Here is a 25,446-nt window from a genome sequence, read left to right as displayed (position 1 = left end):
CGTTTTTGCTACGCTACACCTTGCCTGACTTTTCACCGCTAAATCCTTACCTGTATGCGTTTCACCATTTTAGAAAAAATCAAGGCCGAAACCCCGCTGGCCCAACTGTTCAACGCCTATATGGGCGGCCTTTCAACGCTGGAAATATTTAGCACCCCCCGCGAATCCATGCGCGCTTGTCGGGTAGCGTTTGCGGCCGAAGCACGGGGCCAAATTCCTACCCTATCCATTGTCGGGCAGGCCCAACGCTACTACGAGCTAACGGTACTGAGCAATGCCCTGGGCAGCCTGTATGGGCATATAGAGCAAGCAACTGAGCTACTGGCCAGCTTCTACACCGAACACGGCGACCTGACCGCCTACGCTATAGCCAACCGGCGCTATATGCTGACGGAATACGGCGACGGAGAAGATGCCGACTGGCAGTGGAACGGCATCGGCGACCCCGACGCGGGCGAAGGCTGGGAAGTAACCGACACCACCGACCCCGCCCGCCTGGCTCAGTATAGCCTACACCGGGAACTGGCCCGGTTCTTTCCCGACCCCGAAAGCCACGGGGAGTATATCGGCACCAGCGGCCCGATTGACTTTCACCGCTTCACAGTAGCCGTGGAACACCAAACCGACTTTGCCCCACGCAAGATGTTTGCGGCCGTGGGCGGCGTTGAAATACCCATGTACCGGCAAGACGAAAGCGGCCAGTTGGTGCTTATCCCGGTTATTGACCAAATAGAGCAAGAATTAAATGAGGACGTAGCCAACGAACGGCTGACCGCCTACTTCAACGCCGTGCTGAACGCTTGCCAGCACTTGGCTAATCTACATGCCACCATGCCGCCCGACGAACTGACTAGCTACCGGGTGTTGCATGAGTGCCTGAACAACATGCTGGCCGTGAAGCTGGCAGCCTACCCACCGTTTTAACCCCGTCGTTTGTGTCACGCCCTCTGTAAACAACAATAAGAAACAATCCCATGCCTTACGAAACAGGAATCAGCGGCAACCCCACTGGCCGCCCCAAAGGAGCCGCTAACAAAGCCACAGCCGCCGCCCGTGAAACCATTGCTGCCGTACTAGCCGGGGCTGATGCAACGAGACTGGCAACCGAACTCAACACCTTGACTGGGAAGGACTTTATTGATGCCTATGTGAAGCTGGCCGAGTTCGTGACTCCGAAGCTGCAACGTACCGCCATGGCTACGGAGGAGAATAAAGGCCCGATAAAGGTCACCCTCAACATCGGGGGGCATATGCCTGACGAAAAAGAGGCCAACCGGGAACATAATAGCCAAACTGCCAACATATTGCTGAAAAGCGCTAACTAGACTGTCTATTTACTTTTGTCGGCATAATAAAAAGCCCCAAGCTTTCAACTGAAAAATGGGTGGCTTCGCCCATGGCAGAGCTAGCACCTATGAACTTTGTATAGTATTGCAAATCAACAAAGCATGGCCCTTAAAATCTATTGTGCTAATGCTAGTTGTATTTACTTTAACAAACCAATCGTCAAAAACAGCCCTTTAACTAAGTTTATTCACAGTCTACATATTGAGAATTATGAGGAAAGTAATAGCAGTGTTAGCCCTATTGCCCTTCACAATAGGTGCCTTTGCCCAAGACACCAAGCCATCCATTCAAAAGTTAGACGAAAAGAACGGCTTCCGAGATATGAAATTTGGGGCTGATTCTTCCACCTTGGAAGGCAGAAAGTTTTTTATGACGTCAGACGGTGTACGTTATTATATACGGCCGACTGATGACCCTAAAATCGGCGGTAGCACAGTACAGATTTACTATGGATTTTATAAAGGTCGTTTACTTACTGTAGGTATGACAGCTCCGGACAAAGCAAACGGACAAGCATTATTTGATGCCCTCGTTGCTACCTATGGAGTTCCTATAAAACCTAATCAATACGTGAACATTTACTATTGGTATGGGGGCCTAGTCAATATGAGTTATGATGCTTCAAAGATGCTAAGGCCACAGGTCTTTATTGTGAGCAGGCCGCTTACCACTCAAGCGCAAGCCGATAAGGCTGCAGCTGCCAAGAGGGCTAGCTCGGATTTGTGATTTGGTTTCAGCCTCTACGCCTTAATACAGTATTTAAAAATTTTATCTGTTAAAGTTCACATAACCCTAGAATGGAAATGACACTTAAATTAGGCAGCAAATTTTATTCGCTATTTTTTTGTGTGATACTTATTGCGAGTATTAATGCCCCAAGCTCAGGACAAACTATGCCTAATAGTACTATGCCTGAGTTATTAGATGAAGCAATAGTGGTAACTGGGTTGAATTTTAGAGGCGTTGAAGGTATCAAAGAAATACGCACAACGAACTCCGCACAACCAATGTTCGCAATCACCATTCAGAACAACACTTATCTAATCATAGATAAAGCAAATTGTCATATTGTAATGCAAGCCAATGATGATCCATTATCTGAACGTTTATATGATTTGAATTTTGAATTGCCTTATGCCTTACAGCCTAACCAAACTATTAAAATGTATTTATCAGAATCTAATGATGATGATATAATAAAAAATCTGGAAAATCTGGCGAGTAAGTGGGACGGCCATACTATTTTCTTTAGAATACCGGATTTGACTTTTGCTAACGGCATCAGATATATAGATGGGGCAAAAGTCAAACAAAAATCCTTAAGCCCCCACGAGGGGAAAAATAAAAGATGATGGTACTTTGACTAACCATAATGCTCGAATAGTCATGTATAGAATTTAAAGTATTGCTGGTTGCTAAGTGGCTAACAGCGTGCGTCCCTGCGAGAAAGAACAACCAGATTACCAAAAAGCCCCGCGCCCTCGACTGAGGAACGCGGGGCTTTGCCGTAGGCAGAGCTGGCAACTACACACCTTGCGGGCTGCAACAAAGATATAGGATTAGAGATTCCTCTACATTACTACGGTATTTATTCATTGTAACAGCAGCAAAACAGAACATCAACCAATGTCAAGGCTAATTTTAGAGGTCGACATTCGTGCTGGCAAAATTGTATCGGTTACAGCAAGGAATAGTCAGTAAAGCCTATATCTTGTTCAAGCATTACTGACTATTCTATGGGAACTTTTGGTATTATTATCCTAGCTTTTTTTGCCCTCGTTCTATACTTCCTTCCTGCTCTGTTAGCCAGCAAGAAGCGAAATTCGACTGCTATCTTTTGGCTCAATCTGCTTGCCGGCTGGACGTTCCTAGGCTGGGTGGGTGCCCTAATCTGGTCACTGATGAAGGATGATCCCAAACCAAGTACTTTACACTATCCCCCCGCTGTTACTAGCGCAGACAATGTAGAAAGATATGCGAACCTAAAGCGATTACGCGATGGTGGCTTGCTTACACATGAGGAATTCTTACAGGAGGTAGGCAAGTTGTAATAAACAACTTTCGGCTGTTAGAAAAGCGCATATACGATACCCCAAACGGGTAAGGTCGTCTAATTTTGTCCTATAAACTGTCCTACAGGCAAAAGAAAAGGGCGTTTCCATCATGGAAACGCCCTTTTAGGTAGCGGGGACAGGACTCGAACCTGTGACCTTTGGGTTATGAGCCCAACGAGCTACCAACTGCTCCACCCCGCACTGTTTGGTGATGCAAATGTAAGAGGCTTTTTCGGATATCAGTACTAAAAGGTTGCAAAAACGCGAGTCGATCAGCTTTCGGCCTGAGTATCAGACCAGTTTTTTCTATTCAACCTTCAAAATCTTTTAAAAGATATCGCATTTCGCCGCCTGAAGACTCTGCTCAGGGCATCTTAATGCAAGAAAGGGTCGTATCCTGTCTGTTCTTATCCGCTCCAAAACCAACCTAAATGAACCTAAAAAATCCTTTCCGCACTGTTTTTACTCGGGCTATCTGGCTTATTGCTCCAGCACTCACGACCAGCTTGTTGTTGTCTTCTTGTGGCGAAAACAAAACCACAACGGAGCAAACCGCTACTTCTACTCAAGATTCGACTGCTACCGCTGCTACCGATACAAGCGCCGCCTCTACCGGCAGCAAGCCCGTGAAGCCAGCAGGCGCTGCGCCGGCTTGGGCCCCAAACATGGCCCCGGAAATGCAAACTGTGATCGAAAAGCTAGCCAGTTTGAGCGGCCCCACGCCACCTGAAAAGCTGACGCCCGCGCAGGTTCGGAAAGCTCCTTCCGCAACCGATGCTACGATGGCCGTGATGAAGGACTTTGGTATTCCCACGCCTGCTTCGCCGCTCGACACGATGAGCAAAGAAGTAGCACCGGGGGTAAAAGCGCGCATTTATACGCCGCGTGGTGCCCAAGGCCCTTTGCCCGTAGTTGTGTATTACCACGGCGGGGGCTGGGTCATTGCCAATCTCGACACGTACGATCCGTCGGTACGGGCACTGGCCGAGAAAACTAATGCCATATTCGTTTCCGTTGCCTATCGGCAGGCTCCGGAGCATAAGTTTCCGACGGCCCATAATGACTCGTTTGCGGCGTATCAATGGGTGCTCAAAAACGCCGCTTCCATCAAAGGCGACCCTAAGCGCGTGGCCGTGGCCGGAGAAAGCGCGGGCGGCAACTTGGCGGCGGCCGTGTGCATGATGGCCCGCGACAAAGGCATAATGCAACCCGTGCATCAGGTGCTGGTGTATCCCATTGCAGGCTACGACCTGAACACACCTTCCTACCAGAAAAATGCCCAAGCCAAGCCTCTGAGCAAGCCATTTATGGCGTGGTTCTTCCAGCATTACCTCCGCACGCCTGCCGATGGCAAAAACCCGCTGATTGACTTAGTACATGCGCCTAATCTGAAAGGCTTGGCCCCCGCTACGGTAATTGGTGCCGGTATTGACCCGCTCATGAGCGAAGGCAAAACTTACGCCGACAAGTTGCAAGCCGCCGGGGTCTCTGTCAACTACAAGCTCTACGACAACGTTACCCACGAATTCTTCGGGATGGGGGCAGTGGTGCCGCAAGCCCGCGAGGCCGAAGATTTGGCTGCCAGTGACCTAAAATCAGCCTTGAACAAGTAATTGATTATTAATTACTTATAAAAGCCCGCTTCCTAAATGGAAGCGGGCTTTTTGTTTAGAAGCGACTGGTAATGCCGAAGTGGATTTTGGAGGAATTGAAGCTAAACTTCTGATTGTTAGAGCGACCGATGGAATACACGAACTGAAACATGCCAGCGGGCGTGCGAAAGCTGAGGCCAGCGCCGAGTCCGGTAGGCGCATCCCAGGCTTTGTCGTTGACCAAACCGCGCTGCAGAATTCCTTGGTCGGCGAACAGAAATACGTACGCATCCGCCCCCGTAAACTGCCGAAACTCGACGGTACTCACGGCATACTGGCTGGCGTAGAAGGCAAATTCGTTGAAGCCGCGCAGCGTAGCTAGCCCGCCCAAACGGAATAAGTCGTTCAGAAACAGCCGCTTATTAATCAGCGCCTCACCTCGTAAGCGCGTCAGCAGCACTCCGTTACGCCCGACATTATAATAATACTCAACCCGCACGCCCAGTGCTTCCTGCGTCGAGCGCAAGGGCACGCTGTTGTAAAGTGCGGCGTTCAGATCGGCGTTTTTGAAGATACGCTTATTGCCCACCGACGCCTGAAGCGAAGCCAGCAGGCCACGCCGCGGGAAATACACGTCGTCTAGGGCATTCCAGCTATACTCGAGGCCGTAGGAATTAAACTCGGAGTCGATGGTATCGGGCAGGGTAGTGCGCGTCTTGAAAGTCAGGTCGGTGAGCAGGCGGGAGCTGCGCCGCTCGGTGAAAAACGTAATGCGCCCGGCCCGGGCCGTGGGGTAAGTCACCTGCAACCGCGGCCGCAGCGTGACGAACGCGCTGGACTGCTTGTAGAGATTGAATGTGCCCGCCACCTCCAGCGGGGTGCCGAAGAAACTGGGGTGCACGTACTGCGCGTCGAGTTGCTGCGAGGCCACGTCTACCTTGCGCCACTGCAACCCGATCTGCTTGCCGCCACCGCGCAGGTTGCGCAGGTTAAGCGTCACGTCGCCAGTAAGTTGCACTCGCTTCTGCCCGATGCCGGGATTGGGATTGGGCAACACGCCCACGATGGCATCGAACTGGTTGGCCGAGCGGTCGTCGAGGAGCAGATACACCCGCGCCCGCCCTTTTGAAAAGCGTACTTCCGGCTCGGCCTTGAGTTGCAAGTAAGGAAGCTGCCGCAGCAGACGAGCCGCTGCCTCCACCCGTTGCTGGCTGTAAGGCTGGTTAGGAAGTATTTGTAAGTATTTGGTTAAGAACTGCTTACGAGTTTTAGTATTGCCTACAATTTGCAAGGAATCGAACACGATGGCAGGGCCACGGTCTAGCACTACCCGCCCTTCGATAGCCGCCCCGCGCAGCTGCACCGAATCCATGCGGACCGAGGCAAATGGGAAGCCTTGGTTTTCGGCTTCGGCAATGATGCGCTGCTGTAGGCGCGTCCAGTCGGCGGGTAAAAAGGGTTTGTTGGCGTAAAATTTCTCACGGTACCCCGCCCGAATCAGCAAGGCGTCGCCGAGGTTGCCGTTGCGCAGATGCGCCCACCGAAACTGTTCGCCTACGTACAGGCGCACGTGCAGCGAATCGCGGCTCCAGCTCATGGCATCGGCTGAAGCCGTGAGGTAAGCATCTGTCTGTAAGGATAATACCAAATCGCGCACTTCACGCAGAGCTGCCAGCGAATCGGGCAGTAGGGTCCGGTACCGATAGCGCCGCACTACCGCCTGATCGGCGTCTTCCAGTTCTAGCTGCAACACTTTGGGTCGGCTTAGGCGCTTCACCGCCCGTGCCGTCGAGTCGGGGCGCGACGCGGTCGGCGGCATCGGCGGCGACTGCAACGACGGCTGGTTGGGCAGCGGTGGCGGGATCTGCGCCCATGCGCTCGCGGACCAAGCGCTCAGCACCAGTAGCATCACCAGAAGAAAGAAGGCGCGAGCGTACATTTGGGAACAGAAACGCGAAACGGTGCTTTTAATTTCCCGAAAGTACGGAGGGGCGCGTTGCCTGGGCCCGGCGCTGAACGATTACGGCCCAATAGCCTGTTACTAACCATCCTACGCTTACTTTTCTACGTCGGGCGCGTCCGGCGCGCCCTTGTTTTATGCCCGGTCTTTACCTCCACATTCCCTTCTGCAAGCAAGCCTGCCACTACTGCGATTTTCACTTCAGCACGTCCATGGCCTTGAAAAGTCGTTTTGTGGAAGCTTTGGTGCGCGAACTGGAGTTGCGGGCCCGCTACCTAGGTGACGATACCACGCTGCAAACCATTTATTTCGGCGGCGGCACCCCTTCGTTACTTACTGATAATGAGATAGATATAATCTTTGAAGCTATTCACCGGCACTTTACGGTTTCGCCACAGGCCGAAATCACGCTCGAGGCCAACCCCGACGACCTAACGGCGGCCAAACTGCGTTCGCTGGCGGCCTCGCCCGTCAACCGGCTGAGCATCGGCCTGCAAAGCTTTCACGAACCGCACCTGCGCCTGATGAACCGGGCCCACTCGGCGCAGGAGTCGCGGCAGTGCGTGCACATGGCACAAGCCGCTGGTTTTGAGAACATTTCCGTGGATTTAATCTATGGCGTGCCAGCTCCTGACCACCGCATCTGGGAACGCGACATGGAGGAAGCTTTTGCCTTGCAGGTGCCGCACCTATCCTGCTATGCCCTTACTATTGAGCCGGATACCGTGTTCGGGCGTCAATTGAAAAAAGGCACCTTCAAAGCCCCGCCCGATGATTTTGTTGCGGCGCAGTTTGAAATGTTGCTCTCCCAAATGCGGGCGCACGGCTACGAGCAATACGAGATATCGAATTTCTGCCGGCCCGGCCGCGAGTCACGCCACAACTCCAATTACTGGCGCGGTGTGCCGTATCTCGGCCTTGGCCCCAGCGCGCACTCCTACGACGGTGCCAGCCGCCAATATACCGTCGCTAACAACCCGCAGTATGTAACGGCCATACTTGAGCACAACGAAGTGCCAGCAACCTACGAACAGCTCACGCCCACCGACCGTGCCAACGAATACCTGATGACCAGCCTGCGCACTGCACGCGGTTGCGACCTCGCCTACCTGCATCAAGGCCTCGGGGTGGACTTGCGCACCCAACGCGCTGAGTATTTGCAGCATCTGCAAAACAACGGTTGGGCTACCGTGCAGCACGAAACCCTCACCCTCACCGATCGCGGCAAACTCTTGGCCGATCACATTACGCTGGAACTGTTTTTGGAGCAATAAAGGCTGGCGTGAATCTGCCTTTGGCGTGGCGCTTTTGCGTATGTTCAGGCAATGAAACGCTTAATTGATGCCCTTGCGGACGATGCCGATTTTTTCGTTGAGCACGTCCAGATCACCGCTATTGTGTTCGACAACACGAACGACGTAACGGTATGGGCCACGACCTATTTCGACGAAGAACTGCATTTTTTTCACCTCGGCTTGCAGTTCCAGTACCTCGACCTGTTGCTGCGCCTAGCCGGCTCGCGGGCAGAGGCGCTGCAAGAGGAGGTCGCCGAGGCGCTGGCTACCGTGACCGAATGGCCCTGCCTGCTCGAATACACCAGTGAAGAAGAGCCCCCGGTGCCGCTCGATGGCGTATCGCTAAAGCTCTCCTGCACCTATCCGGCTGATACAGATGAAGATGACGAAGATGCGGTGCCGCATAACATCTTCTATCTCGAAGGAGTGTACTTGCGTATCGAGCCTTAACCTTTGTTCGCCACCGTGCCTACCCCTGTTTTCTACCTCATCCCAGGCTTGGGCGCCGATGAGCGCGTCTTCCAGAACCTGCAACCACGTCTTTCAGGCCAAACCATTGTTTTACAGTGGCTTACACCTGAGCGCAACGAATCAATTGACCACTACGCACAGCGCATGGCGGCGCGCATTCCGCTAGAGCAGGAATGTTGGGTAGTGGGCGTTTCGTTTGGCGGCACCGTTGCCTTGGAAATCTGTCGGACGCGCCCGCAAGCGCGAGCCATACTAATTTCGAGCATCCCCGACGCCGACTCATTGCCGCCGCTTTTGCGCCTTATTCGCACTACCAAGATCTATAAGCTCGTGCCGCCACCTTTGCTCAAGCTGTTTCCGCGAGCCGGGCAGTGGTATTTCGGAGTGAAAAACGGCAGAGAATATCAGGTGTTTAAAGAAATCCTTCGGGATATGGAGCCGGTGTACACCCGCTGGGCTATTGATCGGCTGTTGCACTGGGACAGCGAAGGCCTAGGGCGATGCCTCCAGATTTTGGGCACCGAAGACCGCGTCTTTCCACCCGGGCCGGCTCCAGTCGATTACCTCATTCAAGGCGGCGGGCACTTCATGGTTTTAAGTCATGCTGAAGAAATCAGCCAGATTATCAATGAATTAGCTCGCGATCCGAAGGCTGCGCCCAATGTGCATTGGGAGTAAAAGGCTTCGATCCAGTTTGCTTATCCGACTCAGCATGCTCGCAACTTACCCGTACCACGGCCACACATTCTCTTTCGACCCAGCCGCGCCGCTGGACATTTCGCTGCCACTGGGCCCCGGCAAAAACCAGGTGAACTGCTTCTGGGCAGAGCCCGTGGAGTTTGACGTAATCAGGGTCGGCAACTTCGTGGGCAGCGTAGCCGAGGGGGGCAGCACCAACTACAAGCGAGTGCATGTCACCCCCCACGGCAACGGCACCCACACCGAATGCTACGGCCATATTTCCCCGGATCCCGAAGCCACCCTCAACCGATGTCTGCGTCGCTTTTTGTTTGTGGCTAAGCTCATCTCCGTCGAGCCTCGTCAACAGACTAACGGAGATCAAGTAGTGATGCTAGCGGATATGGAGCGGGAGCTAAGGCCACTTTGGCCCGACTCAGGGGTGCTACCGGAAGCTATTGTTCTGCGCACTTTGCCCAACCACAAAGCCAAGCGGACCCGCCAATACTCGGGTACTAATCCGACGTATCTAGAGCCTGAACTAGCTAAGTATCTGGCGGATAATCACATAGAACATTTACTTCTCGACCTTCCCAGCGTTGATAGAGAGGAAGATGCCGGTGCTTTGTTGGCTCATCACGCCTTTTGGCAGTACCCCGAGCACATACGCCAGACGGCTACCATCACCGAACTGATCTTCGTACCCGATGAGATCGAGGACGGAATATATTTGCTCAACCTCCAGGTAACTAGTCTGGAACTCGATGCTAGTCCAAGCAAGCCGGTGTTGTATAAGCTGGTCTGACTGGTCTGAAACATATACCCCTGCTCATAATGCAACAAGGGACAGCCCTTGCGAGCTGTCCCTCTATACTTGCGCAACGGCCCGTGAGAGCCGAAACTTAACTTACTCGGCGGTAGCCGGAGCGCTTACTTCGCTGGCTTCTACGCCCACCGGAACAACCGATACAAACGAACGGTCTTTACGGCCTTTACGGAATTGCACAGTGCCGTCGATCATTGCGAACAGGGTGTGGTCTTTGCCAATACCTACGTTCTGACCGGGGTGGTGCTTGGTGCCGCGCTGACGCACGATGATGTTGCCAGCGATGATGCCTTGACCACCGAAGATTTTCACGCCCAGACGCTTAGAATGCGACTCGCGGCCGTTGTTGGAAGAGCCTACGCCTTTCTTGTGTGCCATGTTATTTAGAAATTTTGGAGGTTAAATGTCAAGGGTCGAATGTGGGAGCCTCGCTCCCGTTCAACGCCTAAACACTTCTATCCAATGCTGTTGATCATTACTTTGGTAAACTGCTGACGGTGGCCGTTGAGCTTCTTGTAGCCCTTCCGACGCTTCTTCTTGAACACCAATACCTTGTCACCTTTTACGTGAGCCAAGATGGTGCCGGTTACCTTCACGTCCAACGCCGGCGAGCCGATGTTAATCGTGCCGTTGTCGTCGGTCAGCAATGCGTTGCCCAGTTCTACTGAGTCGCCGACATTGCCAGCCAGTTTGTGAGCGTAGACGAATTTATTGGCTTCGACCTTGGTCTGCTTGCCAGCTATGTTGACGATTGCGTACATCGGGCTTCTCGCGGTTTCTGAAAAATGGAAGGCAAAAGTACGAGTACCATTCGACAAAACCAAACCTAACTTACTAATCATCATCTAGTCGGGTGGTAAAGGCGTGAGTTATAGATGACTTCGAGCCCAGCTGTATTTCACTCTAAAGCACGTACGCAGAGCACGCGAATAGCAAATTTTGTGGATAACTACAATTATCCACACTAACAATGTGGATAAACTTGCAGAAAACGGGCTTTTTACAAGATTTTATTGCATTATCATAGCCCGTTGCTGCTGCCTGTGGATGGGGGTCATACGCAAAAATTAACACACAAAAAATGGTTTTCGACCCTGCTGTTCCCAGAGGTCGGGGTTATATTTGGTGCACCTACCCGCTGAAATCTGCTGTCGGATAGCCCAAACATTCGGTGCTACTCTAGGGTTGGGAAACCACACTTTCGTGTGTTCAGTTTGTAGTCAGTCCTTCAAATTTGCCCTGCTATGGAACCTCTGCTTGTCGAGAACCCCAATCGCTTTGTCCTTTTCCCCATCCAGAACAACGATGTCTGGCAGATGTACAAGAAGGCGGAAGCTTCCTTCTGGACTGCCGAGGAAATCGATCTGTCGCAAGACCAGAAAGACTGGGAAAACCTCAACGACAACGAGAAGCATTTCATTTCGCACGTGCTGGCCTTCTTTGCGGCCTCCGATGGCATCGTGAACGAAAACCTGGCCGTCAACTTTATGCAGGAAGTACAGATGCCTGAGGCTCGGTGCTTCTATGGTTTCCAGATCATGATGGAGAACATCCACTCGGAAACGTACTCCCTGCTGATCGACACCTACATCAAAAACCCGCAGGAAAAAGACCGGCTCTTCAACGCCTTGGAAACGGTACCATGCGTGAAGAAGAAAGGTGAGTGGGCTTTGAAGTGGATTAACTCCGAAGACTTTGCCGAGCGCATTATTGCTTTTGCGGCTGTGGAAGGCATTTTCTTCTCGGGTTCGTTCTGCTCGATCTTCTGGCTGAAGAAGCGCGGCTTGATGCCCGGCCTGACTTTCTCTAATGAGCTGATATCTAGAGATGAAGGCTTGCATTGCGACTTCGCTTGCCTGCTCTACAGCTACCTCCAAAATAAGCTCACCGAGGAGCGCGTGCACAGCATCATCCGCGACGCGGTGACCATCGAACAGGAATTTGTGACCGACGCCTTGCCCGTGAACCTAATCGGGATGAACGCCAAGTCGATGTCGGAGTACATCGAGTTTGTGGCCGACCGCCTGCTGGTGTCGCTGGGCTACAACAAGATCTACAACGCCTCCAACCCTTTTGACTTCATGGAAATGATCTCGCTTCAAGGCAAAACCAACTTCTTCGAGAAGCGCGTGGCTGAATACCAGAAAGCAGGCGTCATGAGTGAGCGCACCGAAAATGCATTCTCACTCGACGAGGATTTTTAATTTATTGACAATCAATATTTTATACAAAAATCCCGGAATATATTCCGGGATTTTTGTTTTCTTAGGCTTACGATTTGCAACCGATTTCCCGCATCAACTAAGGCAGGAAACCAGCCTGTAGCTGTACCGTCTCTCCGCTCCCGATTTTAGCTAACCTGTGTAGCAAGTAAAGCAGCCTACAACTGCCTTCGACGCTTCTTGAATACCAATTTTTGGCCATCGGCGCAACCTTATTTCGGTCGCGAAAATTACAGGATCCCTATACCCCGCCACCATATAAAAGCGGCTCATACACTGCGCTTTTGCAGGATGTGGAAAACTTCCTGCCTTATCTTTTGTCGTACCCGACAGATAGGAATATCTTCCGGTATCAATGAGTGGCTTCGCTAGCAACTCACCTAAATCCCTGCTAATACCATCGGCTCCGTGTGTGGGGCAGGTGAACCCATATCATAACTACACAACCGCAACGCTTATGTTGGTAATTAAACGCGACGGCCGGCGCGAATCCGTGAAATTTGATAAAGTCACGGCGCGCATCGAAAAGCTCTGTTACGGGCTCAACATGATTTATGTCTCGCCCATTGAGGTGGCCAAGAAGGTCATTGATGGGATTTACGACGGCGTGACGACCATTGAGCTCGACAACCTGGCGGCCGAAACCGCCGCGTCGCTCACCACTAAGCACCCCGACTACGCCATCCTGGCGGCCCGGATTGCGGTGAGCAACCTGCACAAGGTGACTTCCAAGTCGTTCTCATCGACGATGAAGCGGTTGTATACCTACGAGGACCCGAAGACAGGCGAAAACGCGTCGCTCCTTGCCAAGGACGTATGGGAAGTGATTCATAATCACGCTAATACGCTGGACTCGGCCATCATCTACGACCGCGACTACTCCTACGACTACTTTGGCTTCAAGACGCTGGAGCGCTCGTACTTGCTGCGCTTGGATGGCAAAGTGGTGGAGCGGCCCCAGCACATGATCATGCGCGTGGCGGTGGGCATTCATAAGCACGACATCGAGGCGGCCATCGAGACTTATAACCTGATGTCGGAGCGGTGGTTTACGCACGCAACGCCTACCCTCTTCAACGCGGGCTCGCCGAAGCCGCAGCTTTCGTCGTGCTTCCTGCTCACGATGAAGGATGACTCCATCACGGGCATCTACGACACGCTCCGCAGCTGCGCCCAGATTTCGCAGTCGGCCGGCGGTATTGGTTTGAGCATTCACAACGTGCGCGCTACGGGCTCTTACATCAAGGGCACCAACGGCACCAGCAACGGCATCATCCCGATGCTGAAGGTATTCAACGACACGGCTCGCTACGTCGACCAGGGCGGCGGCAAGCGCAAAGGTGCCTTCGCGATTTACATCGAGCCCTGGCACGCCGATATCTTCGACTTCCTGGATCTGAAGAAGAACCACGGCAAGGAAGAGAACCGCGCCCGCGACTTGTTCTACGCCCTCTGGACGCCCGACTTGTTCATGAAGCGCGTGGAAGCCAACGGCGACTGGACGCTGATGTGCCCCAACGAATGCCCCGGCCTAGGCGAAACTTGGGGCGAGGAGTTTGAGCGCCTCTACATGAAGTACGAGCGCGAAGGTCGCGGCCGCAAAACCATCAAGGCGCAGGAGCTGTGGTTTGCCATTCTGGAAAGCCAGACCGAGACCGGCACGCCCTACATGCTGTTCAAAGACGCGGCCAACCGCAAGAGCAACCAGCAAAACCTCGGTACCATCAAGTCTTCGAACTTGTGCACCGAGATCATGGAATATACTGACCGTGACGAAGTTGCGGTGTGCAACCTGGCTTCGCTTGCGCTGCCGCGCTTCGTGAAGGAAGGATCAAACGGCCTGATCTTCGACCACCAGAAGCTGTACGAGGTAACCTACCACGCCACCTTGAACTTGAACAAGGTGATCGACATCAACTACTACCCAGTACCGGAAGCCGAGAAGTCGAACCGCCGTCACCGCCCCATCGGGTTGGGCGTGCAGGGTTTGGCCGATACGTTCATTGCGCTGCGCATGCCGTTTGAGAGCGACGAAGCAACGGGCCTGAACAAGGACATCTTCGAGACCATCTATTTCGCGGCCATGACGGCCTCTAAGGACCTCGCCATCAAGGACGGCGCCTACGAGACCTTCCCCGGCTCGCCGCTGAGCAAGGGCCGGTTCCAGTTCGATCTGTGGGGCGTAACGCCAGAGTCGGGCCGCTGGGATTGGGAAACGCTGCGCGCGGAAGTAGTGGAGCACGGCGTGCGCAACTCGCTGCTGGTAGCACCCATGCCGACGGCCAGCACCGCCCAGATCTTGGGTAACAACGAGTCGTTTGAGCCTTACACCTCCAACATCTACGTGCGGCGCGTACTGAGCGGCGAGTTTATGGTGGTAAACAAGCACCTGCTCAAAGACTTGGTGAAGCTAGGCCTGTGGAACGAGCAGATGAAAAACGAAATCATCGCCGCCAACGGCTCGGTGCAGGGCATTGCCGCTATCCCGCAGCATATCAAGGACTTGTATAAGACGGTGTGGGAGATCTCGCAGCGCCGCATCATCGACATGTCGGCCGACCGGGGCGCGTACATCTGCCAGAGCCAGAGCCTGAACCTGCACGTGCTGAACGTGAACTTCGGCAAGCTCACCAGCATGCACTTCCACTCGTGGAAAAAGGGCCTGAAAACCGGCATGTACTACCTGCGCACCAAAGCCGCCGCCGATGCCATCAAGTTCACGGTGCAGAAGCAAGCCGCCGAGACGCTGGAGCCGCTGAATGTAGCGTCGCAGAATCAGTCGGACATGGCGTGTTCGCTGGATAACCCGGACGCTTGCGAGGCTTGCGGCTCGTAAGAAGTAACAAAAATATACTGGTGTATTTTGAAAAGCCATTCACTGAATTGGTGAATGGCTTTTCTATGTCAAATAAATACCATTTCTTAGCTAACATAAGATGCACTCTATTAACACTTTAGACACTTTAAAGGCCAACTGCAACAAGAGTCACAACGTATAGCCTCCTAGCTCATATAAATAACAAGTCAGGAGATATAAAGGATTTGAGCGACATCTTTATTCCTTTAGTAAAAAACTCTTTGGCAAAAATAAATAAGGAGTTTGTCACTAAAGGAGAATCTCTTTTGGAGATAAAAAAGTTCGTAGACGATTTGTATAAATTAGACATTCCGGTTCCATTACTAAGAAAATTATTGAAAAAAATAGCTGACGAAGTAAATATCGACGGAAAAGAATATATAAAGCTCTTTGATGACGGAGCATTCATAATCAAGAATTTCGTCTTTGCCGATTTTGAGGATACGGTTTCAAGACAAGAAACAGAAGTAGAAGTATTACACCAAGCTTTTATAAATTTTCTTAACCTAAGAGGGGAGAATGAAAATAATCACGTTTCCATTTTTGATTTTTTAGATCAAAACAGAGCGTCATTATCAAGCTATTTTGCTAATAAAAGTATTAAGACCACAGAAATAAATGATTCTATTCACGCTGAATTCATTGAAAGCATTAAAGAAAATACACCACTCTATGATACATTAAAAAAAATATATTTAGGCTCAATCATTTCAGGTTACCTCGAGATAAATATTGGACAAGTTAAACATGACGTTGAATTTTTACTAGACACAAAATTTTTAATTAGCCTTCTCGACTTAACATCAACTGAATCGTGTTATACATGTCAAAAAATTATAGATATATGCAAAAGGCTAGGGTATAGATTAACAGTTCTTGATGATACCATTACTGAAACCAGTAATTTATTAAAAATTGTTGCATCGAAAATTGAAGATGCCATCCTTATAAAGAAGTTAGACAAAGAGACTATTGAATCTGCATGCGAAAGAAGAAAGCTATCTAAAACAGATTTACAAAGGTTTGCCGCAAATCTTTCACATGAAATTATTAATCTAGGTATAAATATAATTCCACATACTATAGCTTATAAGAACGAAGCGAAGAATACCAAAGACTATGAAAAGCTAAAGGCAGTTCGCAATTCACCTAATGCAGCTTTACACGATGCAACGGCCCTAGTCTATGTTAAAAAGAAACGAGGCCGCCCCATTACAGACTTTTACGAAGCAAAATGCTGGTTTGTAACGCATACACATCGTACAGTTGAAGACTTTAATGAAAACAGAAATGGCGCAATGCCAGAAATAATTAGAGCAGAAGACCTGATAAATATACTTTGGTTGACAAGTCCTAATGTTTCGAACACAGAGATGGTCGATGTAGGGCTGACACGGCTAATTACCTCTGCTTATAGTAATACACTACCAAGTAACAGACTATTAAGAAATTTAGACGAAAAAATAAGTCGTTAAGCAAAAGGCAGGGTTCAACCAAGGGATATAGTATTACTTGCTAACTCAGTGGCTGACCAGACAATAAAAAACTTAAACCGGCTGGAAAAAGCTATTGGGGACGATTTTATTGCCGAAATACAAATTGCTGCTCGACAAGAAGAAGCCAGACAAAAACGCAGAGATGAATTAACTTCTGCATTAATTGTTGACAAAAGCGAGGAAGCTGAAAACAGAATAGAACAGATCAAACATGACTTATTACGAAGGAATCAAAATGCTCTAGAGGATGCCACCATACGTTTAACTTCCGAGCATGGCTTGGATTTATTAAATCATAGACTTAAGAGTACACAGTCTAGATTGAATGATCTGACAAGGGAAAGAACTAGACTCTTAAGTTTAGCAGAGAAAATTAAGAGAAAGGCTACTAGGTCAGCCAACACTAAAGTCGGTATATTATCAATAATCTTTCCATTGATATTTGGTTATTTTCTTTGGAAATATGGCTGGAACAAACTTGAACCTATTACATTCATGGGCACACTCATAGTTGCAGCAATTGGGTTCTTTTGTTTTATTTTTTTAAAAGTAGAGTTTAGCTATACAGGCATAAGAGACGCAATAGAAAAAAAGGAAACAGAAAGGTTACAAAAAGAATTTTCTCTCGATCCCGTCTCCATCAAAGAATCTAATGAGATGATAAGCTCGGCAGAGCTAGAAATTCAGGAGCTTAAAAGGCTGCTAGCTATTGAGAATGAGGCAGCTTCATATTATTGATCTTCTCTTCGATGGCGCGGAATTATTAAGCTTCACTAATCCCCGTCATCGACGAAGCCTAGCCGCCACCGGGGTACCCCAAACCGGCGCGAGCTTATAGCTCGCGCCTTTTTTTGGATGGGGTTGCACCTCATCTACCTCGTTAGCGACAAGTGATGTTTCACAACGCGAGGCTGACATTTTCCACTGCTGGCGCGGGGCAGGTACCGAATACAAAAAGCTTCTACAAACTGTGGAAGCCTTCTTTGCTTTAAACAACCGGTACTTAGTGAAGCCCTTTGTCTCTGCTTTGGCCGTGCTTGTGCCATGCTAGGCCACTTCCCGCCGGATTTGGCACAATTATCTATATAGATTTTTTACACTATTCTATCCGTTATGAGACAGAACACTACTCTCTCGCTATTACTGGGCCTGACGCTGGCCTTTACCGCTGGCTGTGATAAAGATGACCGGGAAACGCCCGAGCCACTGCCGGAGCCCGCCGTTACCTATAGCCGCACCATTGTGTACCAAGACAACGGCCAGCACCGGGATACTACCTTTCAGGCGCCGCAACTAAAGGGGTTTGTCACGCAGACTGCCGAGAGCTTAGCCGTAGGGGTAGAGCCGACCACCAACACCGAGGGCATCGGCTTCGAGCTGGACCGCACGAAACTTTCTGCCACGCTCACCGGCACCTACACCCTCAAAACCCTCCGCGACCGCACCCTTGATGCGGACGTGAGCTACTACTACGACCTGCCCGAAAGCCTGGGCGGCGGCACCGTCATCTACCCCAGCAGCATGCAGCACGTAACGGGCAGCTTCGCCATCAGTAGCTACGATGCCAAGCGGCAGCTGCTGAGCGGCACCTACACCGCCACCCTAACCGGCGCCAGTGACCCCCACGTGGCCTACAGCACCTTCCCCAAGCGCCGCTGCGACATTACGGTTACGGGCACCTTCACCAATGTACCTGTGAGGCCGGTACAATAGCCGGCCCGCCAGGCCACTCGCAACCACAAAAAAAGGCTTCCACAACCTGTGGAAGCCTTTTTTGTGGTTGAAACAGCTGCTACTTAGTGGCGCCCTTTTCCTTTACCGTGGCCATGTCCATGTCCGTAGGGAGCATAGTACACGGGGCGGGCCGGCACGAGCATCACCGGGCCAGCGGGGCGGTAGTACACATGCTTAGGCGCCTTGTATTTGTATTTCTTCACGGGGTGGGCTTCGCGCACTACCACGTACTGTGGCGCGGGCCGGCCAATGTTAATGGTAACCTGAGCGTGCGCCGAGGTGGGGCTCAGCGCTAAAGCAGCCACCGTGAGGCTAGCCGCCGCGAAAAAAGATTTAAGCATCATATGGGAGAGTTGAGAAGAAAATGCAGGCATCAAAACCAGCGAACCGATTTCAGTGCAATGTCAGAGGCAAATATGGCGCCAAAATAGAGGAAATATCCTAGTTGCAGAAGCTGCTGTGGCTCTGCCCTTCCGTTCTTCCTAAAATCTGGGGGCCGAGCTACGCCCTACAGTCATATAGGTACTCGGTGCAGATATCGCGCTGCCAACCTCACCCAATCTCTTCCTATGAAACCCCGAGTAATCTGCCATATGATGAGCTCCCTAGACGGGCGCATCATCACCAAACGCTGGGGCGACGCGCCCAACACCAAGGAATACGAAACCACGGCCGCAACCTTCAAAGCCGAAGCCTGGATGTGCGGACGCGTGACCATGGAACAGGACTTCACCAAAGGCCTAGAGCCTGACCTAAAGCCCGTCGGCACGCCCCTCGACCGAGCCGATTTTGTGGCCGAGCACCACGCCAAGTCGTTTGCCGTGGCCGTGGATGCCCACGGCAAGCTGGGCTGGGAGTCGGCCTTTATTGATGAGGACCACATCATTGCCGTGCTTACCGAGCAGGTGAGCGACGAGTACCTGGCTTACCTGCGGGAGAAAGGCGTGTCTTACGTATTCGGCGGAGCTGCAGCGCTGGATTTTGCCTTGGTGCTGGACAAGCTGGGCGACTTATTCCCCATTCGGACGCTGCTGCTGGAAGGCGGCGGACACCTGAATGGCTCCCTGCTCCGGGCCGGATTAGTCGAAGAACTGAGCCTGCTTCATTACCCCGTAGTAGACGGCGCCGCAACTTCCCCTACCCTCTTCGAGCAAGGCTCGTCGCCAAGACCCGCTCAGCCGTTTGCGCTACTCAGCGTCGAGCAGCGCTCTGAGGGGATTCTATGGCTGCGCTACGAAGCGAAAGCCCGCTAAGAAGCCAGAAGCACATCCCTTCATATCTATTTAACTATCAAACAGATACAAAAATCTTATTCGCCTCGCGGAGAAGTGGGCTGTTGGAGAAGCCACTCCGTTGCTTCGGCTTCGGTTTCGAAGGAGCGATACACCAGCGCCCGGTTCTGGATTTGCGTCGTGACGAAGGCCGTGGCGAGGCGCGTCATAACGTCGGCGGACACGACCACGGCCCCGGCGCGATACCCGCCTTCCCGCACGGCCCGCGGCAGCCATTCCTGCGCGATCCAGGTTTGTTCTTCGCTTGAGAAAGGCGGCATTACCCTCTGATCAATCAGAATGCGGCTCCAGCCGCGCTGGAGCAAGGCCCGGAGCATATGCGTGAACAGCGCCCGCGTATCGGCGAGTTGGCGCGGCCGCTCCGACCACGTGGCGCGCAAAAACCCCGCAGGATGCTCCAAGAGCTGCCCCGCAGAGTTTTCAAAATAAAGGGTAAGCGCTGTTGTTTGCTTCATGCAGCACCTAAATGCTGTTTCTATTCGGCCCTATTCAGGAGGAAGGCACTGCAACGCCACCCTCTGCTGCTTTGCTATACTTGGTTGTAGCAGGGGTAGCGACGCTGCCGGAAAATCTTGCCGTCCTTGAACTCAAAAACCAGGCACAGCTCCGAAGACATGATCTGCCCCCGAACCCACCCGTGAATGTCGGTGGTAACGGTCCCCTGCCAACGCCCCTCCACGATGATCGTACCATCGGCGACGACGTGTGTGCTGTGCACAATGAATTCGGGATCGCGCAACAGCTCCCGCCCGGCCCGGAGGTTGTCGAGGATGTCATCGAACGAGCGGTGCTGAATGGTTTTGTGAATCAGGTTAGGGTATTCGATCTGCTCGACCTCCGGATGCAACACCTCCCGATAGGCAGTGGGGTCACTGTTAAAGGCTTCAACAAGACGGTAATAGGTATTCAGAACGTCGAGGTGTTTGTCCATAGCTGCAAGAGGGTAATCAGGTCGGTTCAGATCCGCAAGATACAGCAAGGGGCCGGTGATTTGCTACTGCTGCTGTCTGGAAATGCGCGGCTATAACCCGGAATTGTGCTACTCTGTTCAGATTCGCACCTCTGATTATTACCCCTATGCATAACCACCTCACAATCAAGCATATATAAAAACACACAGTAAGTAAACCTCCCGCAAGCCCTTGGCTTTGTGTATTTTAGAGAAAGAGGTTTGTTGCAGGCCTCTCTTCCCTTGCCGATGACATCAACCGGAAATCGACCTGCCGCTCCCTCCCCGGCTTTGCTGGCCTGGTACAATGCCGTGCCCACTGTCATCTGGTCGGCCCTGAGCCTGACGCCTCTTAGCATCTTCTGCTACCAACACATGGAGCGCCGGTGGCTGTACGGACTGCTTTTCGTCAGCTTGTTGTGGTATGTGCTTCCTGCTTCGCGGTTTAAGCACTTCCAGATCAGTCGCAACCCCAGGATTTACCGCAGGTTAGGCGTAGCGGCCATCAACCGCTTTACCCAGCACGGCGGCCTAGTCAACTGGTTGGTTCGGCGCACCTACCCGCAGTACCGGCGCCTGCGGGCACGTGCAGCGGTGGCTGCGCTGGTGCGCACGACCTACCACCAGGAGCGGTTTCACTTGGTGCTGTTTGTGTTTTTCTTGCTGACCAGCTTTTATGCCGTCGCGCAGGGCTATTGGCGGTGGGCGCTGTTGCTGACCCTCCTGAATGTAGGCTACAACCTGTACCCGATGTGGCTGCAGCAGTACATCCGGGTGCGCCTAGAACCGAAAGCGCCCGCCTCCTGACGCCTTGTTTGGGCTGCCGTAAGCGCCTACAAGATCAACCGACCGGTACGGTAACGCTGCTCAGCCACGTGTAGGCCGAAGCCACATCCCCAAAAATGGCCACCAGCGGCTTCTGCTCGACGGAGCGGGCCATGCGGTCGATGTTGCTGCGGCTGGCCAGCAAAGGACTTTGCACCCACGCCACGTACTCGATGCCGGCGCGGCCTACCTGCGGCAAATACTCCTTGGAAACCCATTCGACCAGCTCCCAGCTAGTGTGCGTGATGTGGGTGTTGTCGTTGAGCACTTTGCGGGCACCGGTTTGCTCAATAACAGCCAATATCCGCAGGCCTACGGCCTGCACCTGCGCCAAATCCTGACGGCCTCGCCAATCCAAGTACAGCCACGCAGTGTCTTCGTCGTAATGCGCCTCAAGGACCGCGGAAGTAAACAATAGCTTAAGTAGCATTGGCTGGAGCCAGTAACTGGCATAGTATCAGGCAAATATATTCACATCGGATCAAACACTGCTGGCAACGAGCCGCTGGCACGTAAGCGCCACTGCACCTTCTCCGTTTGCCAGCACAGAAATCAAAACCGGATCGGGCACAGAAAACAGCTCTTTGTATAGAGCACTTTCCAAGCCTGACCCGGTTTTGGTGAATGGTGGCGCTACTTTTTCACAATGTTGCCGCGGATCTCGCCGCCGGGGTACTGCGTCGAGTGGAAGTTCGCGTAGAACGCGCCGCCCAACAACAAATCTTCGTCAGCCTGCGTGAAGGTCGCCGTGCCTGTAACGGGCGAAGTCAGGCTGGGGAAAGGATACACTACCGGCCCGTTGGTGCCCGGAGCGCCCCGGTGCAAGTGGCCCGCCACGGGTGTAAGCCCTTGGTACGTAACGGTATACGTCAGGACGTGGGTAGCTTTGTCGTACACACCATCAAAGGTACCCGTGGCGGTGGAAGCCGTTGGGGGTACTTCTTGGGAGGCGTTGAGGGTGGCCGTCAGCACTACTTTGGTGCTGGGCGCCGGCGTCGTTGGCTTGATGTGCAGTTGCTCCAGCAGATCGTTGCAGGCAGTAAAGGCCAGCGCCGTAGTGGTCAGCAGGATTGCAACAGTTAGTTTTTTAAACATAAATGGTTTATTTACAATATTTTATGAAATAACTAGCGACCCAATAAGGTCTATCCTGGCTGAGCCATGCTTTGCAACGGGCATAGCAGGGCAGCAAGCGTTCGCGTCAGGGCGAGCGCGAATGATAGCTGTGGCAACGAGCGATCGCTTGTAAAAAGCCAACCATCTGGTAAGCAACGTGTAACCCGTATCAACTACTTTTCTTGCTTCACCACCATCCCCAGAAGCACTGTAATCTTCTGTTCCCTAGTCTCTTACTACCTAATATGGCAGGAATCTGCTGCCTACCTATAATGCCGCGGCACCCGCGTTCTAGACTCTGCTCACGGAGCCCTACTTACGTTTGGAGTAGTGCTGTCGGATGGATTAAGCTGCAAAAAATATTCAAAAAATTCCAGTGATACCCCGAATAGTTATAAAGATCACTGTAAATGCTATTAGCCACCTGACTTATCAAGACGCATCTTTAGTTTCAACTTATTGAATATCAATGAATTAAATTACACAGACCCTTCTTTAAAATGGTGCTGCTTGTTTGAAGTGAAGCAGCAGAAACCACGGACGAATTTTAACATGCACTCACCACGGTCGGAGGCGAAGGCGCGGCTGTTGCAGCTCATTGACCGTCAACGCGTAGCCACTTGACGGAGAGCCCCGTAGAAGGGAGGCGAAACTGGTTTTACCTCTCACTTCATTTTCTGCGCCATGCATCGCTTTTTGTTTCTTATATTGTTTTTGGTGTCGGCCGGCTTAGGTGCGCCGACCGCAGGAGCGCAGGGCTCCGCCGAAGGGCTGCCGCCGCGTCCCTCGCCTTTCCGCTTTGTGAACGACCAAGCTTCTCTGCTGAGCCCGGCGGATGCCAAGAAGCTGGAAAGCGGTCTGCGCCGCTACGCCGACAACACCGGCACGCAGATTGTAGTCGTGACGGTGCCCACGCTGGGCGGCCGCGACGTAGCCGACTACGGCCGGGCCTTGGGCGAGTCGTGGGGCATTGGGCAGCGCGACAAAAACAACGGCATTGTGCTGTTGCTAGCAGGACAAGAGCACAAAGTCACGATTCAGGCCGGCTCGGGGCTGCGGGCGCAGATCACGCCCGAACTCACGGCGCGCGTCATCAACCAAGACATGACGCCGAGCTTCAAGCAAGGCCGTTATTTTGCTGGCCTGCGCACGGGGCTGAACTCCCTGATGCTGGCCGCTAACCCCGACTCGGACCCGCGCAAAAATCAGCCGCAGCCTACAACTTCTCCGGCCACAGCCACGAGCCCCGCAGCTGGATCAGCGGCTTCCGACCTGAATACCAACGACTTAAACACTTCGGCCGCGGCTACGGAGCCGGCGTCGGCACCGTTTTCGCCTTCCGCTGCGACTACGCCCGAGCCCGCACCTTCCGGGCCCGGCATGGGCACGCTTTTGATCGGGGCGCTTGCGGTGGGTGGCGTAATCTGGTTTTTGGTGCGGATGTTCCGCCGCCGGACGCCCGCTGCTGGAGCGCCGGGCAACGCCCCCGACTTTTACTCAAACCGGCCCAACGGCCCAGCGGGCGGCAATCCTGGCAATGGGAATTACAACCGCGGTCCGGTAGGCCCGCAAGGGCAAGCGCCTGATTTCTACTCCAATCGCTCGGGCATGGGCGGAGGCGGTGGCAGCGGCATCGGCGGGATGTTGGCCACCGGTGCCGCCGCGGCGGCTGGTGCTTACCTCGGCAACCGCATGGCCTCGGGCCACGACACCTCAGGCAGCGGCCTAGCAGGCGCAGGGCTCGGCAACGACACCCCGCACTCGCTCGATCCTAATTCGGCCAACGTCGGCGGTACTTCGTCGGGCGGCTTTCCGGCCCTCGAAGGCAACGACGCAGTCGACAACACGCCGCCCGATTACTTCTCCTCGGATGACGCCGGCACCGACGGCAATGCGGATTATTTCTCCTCAGACGACAACTCTTCCTACGATGATCTGTCTTCGGATGACACAGGCGGCGGTGGCTTCGACGACAATAGCGACAACAGCGGCTCTTGGTAATACATTGCTAATCAAGATGTTATAAAACACCAAAAAGTCCGAGCATAGGGTGCTCGGCCTTTTTGTTTTGGTAATAATGAGCTGACTACATGCCCGCTACCCGGATTTTGAAGACTACCTTTTTCACCACATCGTAGCCCTCAACCTTGATGGAGGGCCGGTGCCCATCTTGCGGGAAGAACAGGTAGATGGTGCTGGGGTCGGCGTCGTAGTATTTGCCACCGTCGCCGCTGTAGTGTGCTACGTCTTTGGCCTCGTTGTAGGGTTCGGTTACGGTGAGGTTAGACAACGGCTGCACGCCCATTTTCTCCTTACCGCGCACAATGTATTGGAGGTCAATGTACTTGCGGTGCGACTCCCACTGGGTTTTGTCGAACTCTTTCGAGGTGGGCTCGGTCACGGAGAGCGTCAGCAGGTCGCCGTCAAGTTTCGACGAGCCGTTGGGCAGGGCGGCCAAGTCGTTGTCGCGCATGTAGGCAAAGGCCTTGTCCCAGATGGCTTGGTTGGCGTGGTATTGTTTGGCGAACTCCACCGCGTCAACGTCGGGGTACACGTCCAGCTTGAGGCCTTTTTTCCAGGTGCCGCCTTTCACCCATTTTTGGGCGCTTTGCGGAGTCCAGTCGGTAGTTGCGGTAGTTGGCGTCATGGTTTTCGAACAGGAAAAAAGTAGTAAAGCCCCTAGCAGTAAAACCAGCGGCGTCAGCACGTGATGCTTCATAAGGAATGTCGGT

27 protein-coding genes and 1 tRNA gene are annotated in these 25,446 nt (G+C 52.7%); 18 read left to right on the top strand and 10 right to left on the bottom strand.

What is annotated here, in order from left to right; genetic code table 11:
* Positions 1-54 precede the first annotated feature (54 nt).
* The 5 genes from H9I52_RS19790 to H9I52_RS23325 all read left to right on the top strand — a co-directional run bounded on the left by H9I52_RS19790 (position 55) and on the right by H9I52_RS23325 (position 3,398).
* Entirely contained in the window at positions 55-924 is an 870-nt protein-coding gene (locus H9I52_RS19790; RefSeq protein WP_187455266.1) for a hypothetical protein, read from the top strand.
* A gap of 50 nt (positions 925-974) precedes the next feature.
* Positions 975-1,325: a hypothetical protein gene (locus H9I52_RS19785; RefSeq protein WP_187455265.1), complete on the top strand. Its 351-nt coding sequence runs from the start codon at positions 975-977 to the stop codon at positions 1,323-1,325.
* A 232-nt stretch (positions 1,326-1,557) separates the two neighbouring features.
* Complete coding sequence (locus H9I52_RS19780) at positions 1,558-2,073, top strand: hypothetical protein (protein ID WP_187455264.1); 516 nt, start codon at positions 1,558-1,560, stop codon at positions 2,071-2,073.
* A 71-nt stretch (positions 2,074-2,144) separates the two neighbouring features.
* The gene (locus H9I52_RS19775) at positions 2,145-2,699 is read left to right on the top strand and encodes a hypothetical protein (protein WP_187455263.1); all 555 of its coding nucleotides are present in this window, start codon (positions 2,145-2,147) and stop codon (positions 2,697-2,699) included.
* A gap of 384 nt (positions 2,700-3,083) precedes the next feature.
* Positions 3,084-3,398 (top strand): superinfection immunity protein, encoded by a 315-nt coding sequence (locus tag H9I52_RS23325; RefSeq protein WP_187455262.1) that lies wholly within the window; start codon positions 3,084-3,086, stop codon positions 3,396-3,398.
* A 131-nt stretch (positions 3,399-3,529) separates the two neighbouring features.
* Here H9I52_RS23325 and H9I52_RS19765 read toward each other — a convergent pair.
* Positions 3,530-3,602, bottom strand: a tRNA-Met gene (locus H9I52_RS19765).
* Between the two features lie 230 nt (positions 3,603-3,832).
* Here H9I52_RS19765 and H9I52_RS19760 point away from each other — a divergent pair.
* Entirely contained in the window at positions 3,833-5,014 is a 1,182-nt protein-coding gene (locus tag H9I52_RS19760) for an alpha/beta hydrolase (RefSeq protein ID WP_187455261.1), read from the top strand.
* Between the two features lie 55 nt (positions 5,015-5,069).
* On the opposite strand, the gene H9I52_RS19755 is transcribed toward H9I52_RS19760, so the two are convergent.
* Positions 5,070-6,932, bottom strand: a complete 1,863-nt coding sequence (locus H9I52_RS19755) for a BamA/TamA family outer membrane protein (protein WP_187455260.1) — start codon at positions 6,930-6,932, stop codon at positions 5,070-5,072.
* Positions 6,933-7,090: 158 nt separating this feature from the next.
* Between H9I52_RS19755 and hemW the strand changes: the two genes are divergently transcribed.
* Genes hemW through H9I52_RS19735 form a run of 4 tightly spaced genes read left to right on the top strand, consistent with a single transcriptional unit; the run spans position 7,091 to position 10,202 of the window.
* Positions 7,091-8,227: a radical SAM family heme chaperone HemW gene (gene hemW / locus H9I52_RS19750; RefSeq protein WP_187455259.1), complete on the top strand. Its 1,137-nt coding sequence runs from the start codon at positions 7,091-7,093 to the stop codon at positions 8,225-8,227.
* A gap of 51 nt (positions 8,228-8,278) precedes the next feature.
* The gene (locus H9I52_RS19745) at positions 8,279-8,698 is read left to right on the top strand and encodes a hypothetical protein (protein ID WP_139515433.1); all 420 of its coding nucleotides are present in this window, start codon (positions 8,279-8,281) and stop codon (positions 8,696-8,698) included.
* 15 nt (positions 8,699-8,713) lie between these two features.
* Positions 8,714-9,397 carry an alpha/beta fold hydrolase gene (locus H9I52_RS19740; RefSeq protein WP_187455258.1) on the top strand — a complete coding sequence of 228 codons (684 nt, stop codon included), beginning with the start codon at positions 8,714-8,716 and terminating at the stop codon, positions 9,395-9,397.
* Between the two features lie 34 nt (positions 9,398-9,431).
* Positions 9,432-10,202, top strand: a complete 771-nt coding sequence (locus H9I52_RS19735) for a cyclase family protein (protein WP_187455257.1) — start codon at positions 9,432-9,434, stop codon at positions 10,200-10,202.
* Positions 10,203-10,304: 102 nt separating this feature from the next.
* Here the strand turns inward: H9I52_RS19735 and rpmA are convergent, their stop codons facing one another.
* The gene (gene rpmA, locus H9I52_RS19730) at positions 10,305-10,601 is read right to left on the bottom strand and encodes a 50S ribosomal protein L27 (protein ID WP_139515430.1); all 297 of its coding nucleotides are present in this window, start codon (positions 10,599-10,601) and stop codon (positions 10,305-10,307) included.
* 77 nt (positions 10,602-10,678) lie between these two features.
* Complete coding sequence (gene rplU / locus H9I52_RS19725) at positions 10,679-10,984, bottom strand: 50S ribosomal protein L21 (RefSeq protein WP_139515429.1); 306 nt, start codon at positions 10,982-10,984, stop codon at positions 10,679-10,681.
* A 483-nt stretch (positions 10,985-11,467) separates the two neighbouring features.
* Here rplU and H9I52_RS19720 point away from each other — a divergent pair, with 483 nt between their 5' ends.
* The 5 genes from H9I52_RS19720 to H9I52_RS19700 all read left to right on the top strand — a co-directional run bounded on the left by H9I52_RS19720 (position 11,468) and on the right by H9I52_RS19700 (position 18,511).
* The gene (locus H9I52_RS19720) at positions 11,468-12,427 is read left to right on the top strand and encodes a ribonucleoside-diphosphate reductase small subunit (RefSeq protein WP_139515428.1); all 960 of its coding nucleotides are present in this window, start codon (positions 11,468-11,470) and stop codon (positions 12,425-12,427) included.
* A 475-nt stretch (positions 12,428-12,902) separates the two neighbouring features.
* A complete protein-coding gene (locus H9I52_RS19715) occupies positions 12,903-15,281 on the top strand; it encodes a ribonucleoside-diphosphate reductase subunit alpha (RefSeq protein WP_187455256.1) in 2,379 nt (792 codons plus the stop codon).
* A 206-nt stretch (positions 15,282-15,487) separates the two neighbouring features.
* Entirely contained in the window at positions 15,488-16,777 is a 1,290-nt protein-coding gene (locus H9I52_RS19710) for a hypothetical protein (RefSeq protein WP_187455255.1), read from the top strand.
* Between the two features lie 48 nt (positions 16,778-16,825).
* Positions 16,826-17,536, top strand: a complete 711-nt coding sequence (locus tag H9I52_RS19705) for a hypothetical protein (RefSeq protein ID WP_187455254.1) — start codon at positions 16,826-16,828, stop codon at positions 17,534-17,536.
* Positions 17,537-17,911: 375 nt separating this feature from the next.
* On the top strand, positions 17,912-18,511 hold the full coding sequence (locus H9I52_RS19700) for a hypothetical protein (protein WP_187455253.1): 600 nt from the start codon (positions 17,912-17,914) through the stop codon (positions 18,509-18,511).
* Between the two features lie 83 nt (positions 18,512-18,594).
* Here the strand turns inward: H9I52_RS19700 and H9I52_RS19695 are convergent, their stop codons facing one another.
* The gene (locus H9I52_RS19695) at positions 18,595-18,876 is read right to left on the bottom strand and encodes a hypothetical protein (RefSeq protein ID WP_187455252.1); all 282 of its coding nucleotides are present in this window, start codon (positions 18,874-18,876) and stop codon (positions 18,595-18,597) included.
* 225 nt (positions 18,877-19,101) lie between these two features.
* On the opposite strand from H9I52_RS19695, the gene H9I52_RS19690 reads away from it, so the two are divergent.
* Complete coding sequence (locus H9I52_RS19690; RefSeq protein WP_187455251.1) at positions 19,102-19,785, top strand: RibD family protein; 684 nt, start codon at positions 19,102-19,104, stop codon at positions 19,783-19,785.
* 56 nt (positions 19,786-19,841) lie between these two features.
* On the opposite strand, the gene H9I52_RS19685 is transcribed toward H9I52_RS19690, so the two are convergent.
* Both H9I52_RS19685 and H9I52_RS19680 read right to left on the bottom strand, forming a co-directional pair.
* Positions 19,842-20,279: a hypothetical protein gene (locus H9I52_RS19685; protein ID WP_187455250.1), complete on the bottom strand. Its 438-nt coding sequence runs from the start codon at positions 20,277-20,279 to the stop codon at positions 19,842-19,844.
* 74 nt (positions 20,280-20,353) lie between these two features.
* Positions 20,354-20,755, bottom strand: coding sequence for a nuclear transport factor 2 family protein (locus H9I52_RS19680; protein WP_187455249.1), 402 nt, complete (start codon positions 20,753-20,755; stop codon positions 20,354-20,356).
* Positions 20,756-21,022: 267 nt separating this feature from the next.
* Between H9I52_RS19680 and H9I52_RS19675 the strand changes: the two genes are divergently transcribed.
* Positions 21,023-21,580, top strand: a complete 558-nt coding sequence (locus H9I52_RS19675) for a hypothetical protein (RefSeq protein WP_187455248.1) — start codon at positions 21,023-21,025, stop codon at positions 21,578-21,580.
* Between the two features lie 34 nt (positions 21,581-21,614).
* Here the strand turns inward: H9I52_RS19675 and H9I52_RS19670 are convergent, their stop codons facing one another.
* Together H9I52_RS19670 and H9I52_RS19665 are read right to left on the bottom strand one after the other, a co-directional pair.
* Positions 21,615-22,028, bottom strand: coding sequence for a hypothetical protein (locus H9I52_RS19670; protein ID WP_222940564.1), 414 nt, complete (start codon positions 22,026-22,028; stop codon positions 21,615-21,617).
* Between the two features lie 203 nt (positions 22,029-22,231).
* Positions 22,232-22,693, bottom strand: a complete 462-nt coding sequence (locus H9I52_RS19665) for a CHRD domain-containing protein (protein ID WP_187455246.1) — start codon at positions 22,691-22,693, stop codon at positions 22,232-22,234.
* Between the two features lie 705 nt (positions 22,694-23,398).
* Here H9I52_RS19665 and H9I52_RS19660 point away from each other — a divergent pair.
* The gene (locus H9I52_RS19660; RefSeq protein ID WP_187455245.1) at positions 23,399-24,715 is read left to right on the top strand and encodes a TPM domain-containing protein; all 1,317 of its coding nucleotides are present in this window, start codon (positions 23,399-23,401) and stop codon (positions 24,713-24,715) included.
* A gap of 85 nt (positions 24,716-24,800) precedes the next feature.
* On the opposite strand, the gene H9I52_RS19655 is transcribed toward H9I52_RS19660, so the two are convergent.
* Positions 24,801-25,361, bottom strand: coding sequence for a YhcH/YjgK/YiaL family protein (locus H9I52_RS19655; RefSeq protein WP_187455244.1), 561 nt, complete (start codon positions 25,359-25,361; stop codon positions 24,801-24,803).
* Positions 25,362-25,446: the final 85 nt, after the last annotated feature.

This window comes from Hymenobacter sp. BT491, assembly GCF_014349165.1.
GTDB classification, from domain to species: domain Bacteria; phylum Bacteroidota; class Bacteroidia; order Cytophagales; family Hymenobacteraceae; genus Hymenobacter; species Hymenobacter jejuensis.
Note: the sequence above shows the minus strand (reverse complement) of the source record. Positions and strands in the feature narration are given on the sequence as shown.

Coding starts and splice junctions, on each gene's coding strand:
- H9I52_RS19790 (WP_187455266.1), top strand. CDS start 55: ATGCGTTTCACCATTTTAGAAAAAATCAAGGCCGAAACCCCGCTGGCC.
- H9I52_RS19785 (WP_187455265.1), top strand. CDS start 975: ATGCCTTACGAAACAGGAATCAGCGGCAACCCCACTGGCCGCCCCAAA.
- H9I52_RS19780 (WP_187455264.1), top strand. CDS start 1,558: ATGAGGAAAGTAATAGCAGTGTTAGCCCTATTGCCCTTCACAATAGGT.
- H9I52_RS19775 (WP_187455263.1), top strand. CDS start 2,145: ATGGAAATGACACTTAAATTAGGCAGCAAATTTTATTCGCTATTTTTT.
- H9I52_RS23325 (WP_187455262.1), top strand. CDS start 3,084: ATGGGAACTTTTGGTATTATTATCCTAGCTTTTTTTGCCCTCGTTCTA.
- H9I52_RS19760 (WP_187455261.1), top strand. CDS start 3,833: ATGAACCTAAAAAATCCTTTCCGCACTGTTTTTACTCGGGCTATCTGG.
- H9I52_RS19755 (WP_187455260.1), bottom strand. CDS start 6,932: ATGTACGCTCGCGCCTTCTTTCTTCTGGTGATGCTACTGGTGCTGAGC.
- hemW (WP_187455259.1), top strand. CDS start 7,091: ATGCCCGGTCTTTACCTCCACATTCCCTTCTGCAAGCAAGCCTGCCAC.
- H9I52_RS19745 (WP_139515433.1), top strand. CDS start 8,279: ATGAAACGCTTAATTGATGCCCTTGCGGACGATGCCGATTTTTTCGTT.
- H9I52_RS19735 (WP_187455257.1), top strand. CDS start 9,432: ATGCTCGCAACTTACCCGTACCACGGCCACACATTCTCTTTCGACCCA.
- rpmA (WP_139515430.1), bottom strand. CDS start 10,601: ATGGCACACAAGAAAGGCGTAGGCTCTTCCAACAACGGCCGCGAGTCG.
- rplU (WP_139515429.1), bottom strand. CDS start 10,984: ATGTACGCAATCGTCAACATAGCTGGCAAGCAGACCAAGGTCGAAGCC.
- H9I52_RS19720 (WP_139515428.1), top strand. CDS start 11,468: ATGGAACCTCTGCTTGTCGAGAACCCCAATCGCTTTGTCCTTTTCCCC.
- H9I52_RS19715 (WP_187455256.1), top strand. CDS start 12,903: ATGTTGGTAATTAAACGCGACGGCCGGCGCGAATCCGTGAAATTTGAT.
- H9I52_RS19700 (WP_187455253.1), top strand. CDS start 17,912: ATGAGACAGAACACTACTCTCTCGCTATTACTGGGCCTGACGCTGGCC.
- H9I52_RS19695 (WP_187455252.1), bottom strand. CDS start 18,876: ATGATGCTTAAATCTTTTTTCGCGGCGGCTAGCCTCACGGTGGCTGCT.
- H9I52_RS19690 (WP_187455251.1), top strand. CDS start 19,102: ATGAAACCCCGAGTAATCTGCCATATGATGAGCTCCCTAGACGGGCGC.
- H9I52_RS19685 (WP_187455250.1), bottom strand. CDS start 20,279: ATGAAGCAAACAACAGCGCTTACCCTTTATTTTGAAAACTCTGCGGGG.
- H9I52_RS19680 (WP_187455249.1), bottom strand. CDS start 20,755: ATGGACAAACACCTCGACGTTCTGAATACCTATTACCGTCTTGTTGAA.
- H9I52_RS19675 (WP_187455248.1), top strand. CDS start 21,023: ATGACATCAACCGGAAATCGACCTGCCGCTCCCTCCCCGGCTTTGCTG.
- H9I52_RS19670 (WP_222940564.1), bottom strand. CDS start 22,028: ATGCTACTTAAGCTATTGTTTACTTCCGCGGTCCTTGAGGCGCATTAC.
- H9I52_RS19665 (WP_187455246.1), bottom strand. CDS start 22,693: ATGTTTAAAAAACTAACTGTTGCAATCCTGCTGACCACTACGGCGCTG.
- H9I52_RS19660 (WP_187455245.1), top strand. CDS start 23,399: ATGCATCGCTTTTTGTTTCTTATATTGTTTTTGGTGTCGGCCGGCTTA.
- H9I52_RS19655 (WP_187455244.1), bottom strand. CDS start 25,361: ATGACGCCAACTACCGCAACTACCGACTGGACTCCGCAAAGCGCCCAA.